General features: G+C 60.8%; 1 protein-coding gene. It reads left to right on the top strand.

The features are described 5' to 3' along the window. Positions 1-2,204: hypothetical protein (locus tag BXP70_RS30170; protein WP_179197902.1), on the top strand; the 2,204-nt coding region annotated here is incomplete at both ends.

The raw sequence follows: 2,204 nt of genomic DNA, 5'->3' as shown, positions 1-2,204 counted from the left end.
TGGCGCGCAAACTATTCCGCTGCCGGCCGACACCAAAGAGGTACTCTCGGTGGTGGTGCGCAACGCCAAGTACGGCGATGATGCCATATTGCCTAACTACCCCAAGGGTATCTACTCGCTGGTGAATGGCAGCCTCAGCATCTCGGCCGCGGCCGAGTTAGAGGTCGATGACGTGGTGCTGGTGAAAGTGCTGGTGGGCACCATCACGGGCACGCCTGGTGGTGGCACTGGCTTCGATCCTTCGGTGCTGGGCTACCAGTACGGCGGCGTGTTTACGCCAGGCACCAGCCAGGCGGTGAAAAAGGATTGGTGCTATACCGTCGGGCTGAAATTCTGGCGCGCCCGGCTGGCCATGACCGCAACGGCGCAGCCGGTGCAAGGCGCCAACTGGAATTTGGAATTTGATGCCACGCAGCTCACAGCGGCCCAAAAAGCAGGCATCGAGGGCAACCCATTGCTCTCGGCGGGTGATCCGGTGGCAACCCGCAGCCAGCTGCCCAACGGTAAGGTATCCGTCACACGCGCTGCCGATGGGGCGCGCACCTATCATCCGCAGTACACCGACATTCAGACTTCCTTGCAGGCGGGTGATTTAGTCGATCTGTACTATCCCATCACGAGCGTGCTGCCCCCCAACACCCGTTCGGTGCTGCCCTTGCGGCCGGGCGTGAATGTGAACCTGAACGGGCAAGCCCTCGGGCAATCAGCTAGCTTCAATATGGATACCATCTTGATCGTGAGCGGCCCGGGGTACATCAACGGCCAGGATGCGATTGTGTACGCCCAAGGCTTCGGGGCGAACGGCATTCGCACGCCCCAAAACACGGGCAATGCCAGCCTCAACTACCGCCTGAATCGGATCAATGTCGAGATCGGGGCCGATGCGAAGGGCATTTGGGCGCAGGACAGTGCGACCTTAACCCATACGGGCAACCTGCTGCTCACCGCGGCCAACGCCATCGGCTTATACGTCACGGGCAGCGGCAAAGTCCGCAGCCAGGGCACGATTCAAGCCGTGACTGCTTCGCAGGCGATGTACGCCACCAGCAACGGCAGCCTCGTGCACTCGGGCCGCATCAACCTGCCGGGGAATGCGGTGATCAAAGCCGACAACGGCGGCAGCATTTCGCTGGAGCAAGGCTTGCTCGACGGGCAAACCAACCGGGATGCCAATGCATCGCTGCTCATTGATTCTACTGGCACAGTGACGCTCACCGATTACACCATTCTCGGCCTGGAAGGGGAGCCCGTTGTAAAAGCAGGCACGTTGATTTTGCGCGGCAAGTGCACGATTATCGGCGAGATCAACGCCACAACGATCATTGGCAGCTTAGGTGAGTCGAGCACGCCGCAGGGCGACTATTTGCCGCTCAGCGGCACCACGCCAGGGGCTCCGGTTTCGGGGGATATAGAAATGGCCAGCGGCTCCCGCCTGGTGTTCAACCAAACGCTCGGCAGCCTTTCGGTCTTTGACTTCAATAGTCCGAATGGCGGCCAGATTTTCTATGAGGCATATCGGCATTGGTTCCGAGGGGGCGACGGCTTTTTTGTTGATCTACAAGATCCAGCGAACGCAGACAATCCGAACGCGAAGATCCGAGGGCTCGGCTTAGTGGGCTATAGTCAAACGCTTACCACGTCCTTCTTACCGAAGTACCTGTACCCGGATCTGGCGGCTTACAAAGCCGCCAGTGAGAATAAAGAAGAAGGCAAGTATGTGCTCCTGAGCCGGGCCTTAGCGGACACGTTGTATGCGCCCAAGGGCAGCACGCCGGGAACGGGCACGGGTAGCGGCATTGACTTCACGAACCCCGTGACCACCACGCAGGCCACCACGCTCAGCGCCAACAAGGCCTACTACGTGACGGGGGCGGGGTACACGCTCACCTTACCCAGTGCGAGCCAAAACCTCGGGTTAGCCATTTTTCTCAATGTAGCGGCCGGCGCCACGGGGTTATATCCGATTGCCGGCGCTACGAACCTCGTGCTCTACGCGGGCGAAACCGTGAACCTGCGCGCCTCGCCGGATGGCTGGAAAGAAACGGGCGGCAAGCCCCTGGCGATGGTGGCCCGCCTGAGCACCACGCTGGCGCAACAAGACAGCATCCCGCTTAACACCTCTTACCGGGTGCCCCTGTCGGTGACGGCCACCGCCACGCTGCCCGCCCAAGCCGAGCTGAGTCAGGCCGGTATTCGCGTACTGC

It is taken from the genome of Hymenobacter crusticola, assembly GCF_002154225.1.
In the GTDB taxonomy this organism is placed as follows: Bacteria; Bacteroidota; Bacteroidia; order Cytophagales; family Hymenobacteraceae; genus Hymenobacter; species Hymenobacter crusticola.
Note: the sequence above shows the minus strand (reverse complement) of the source record. Positions and strands in the feature narration are given on the sequence as shown.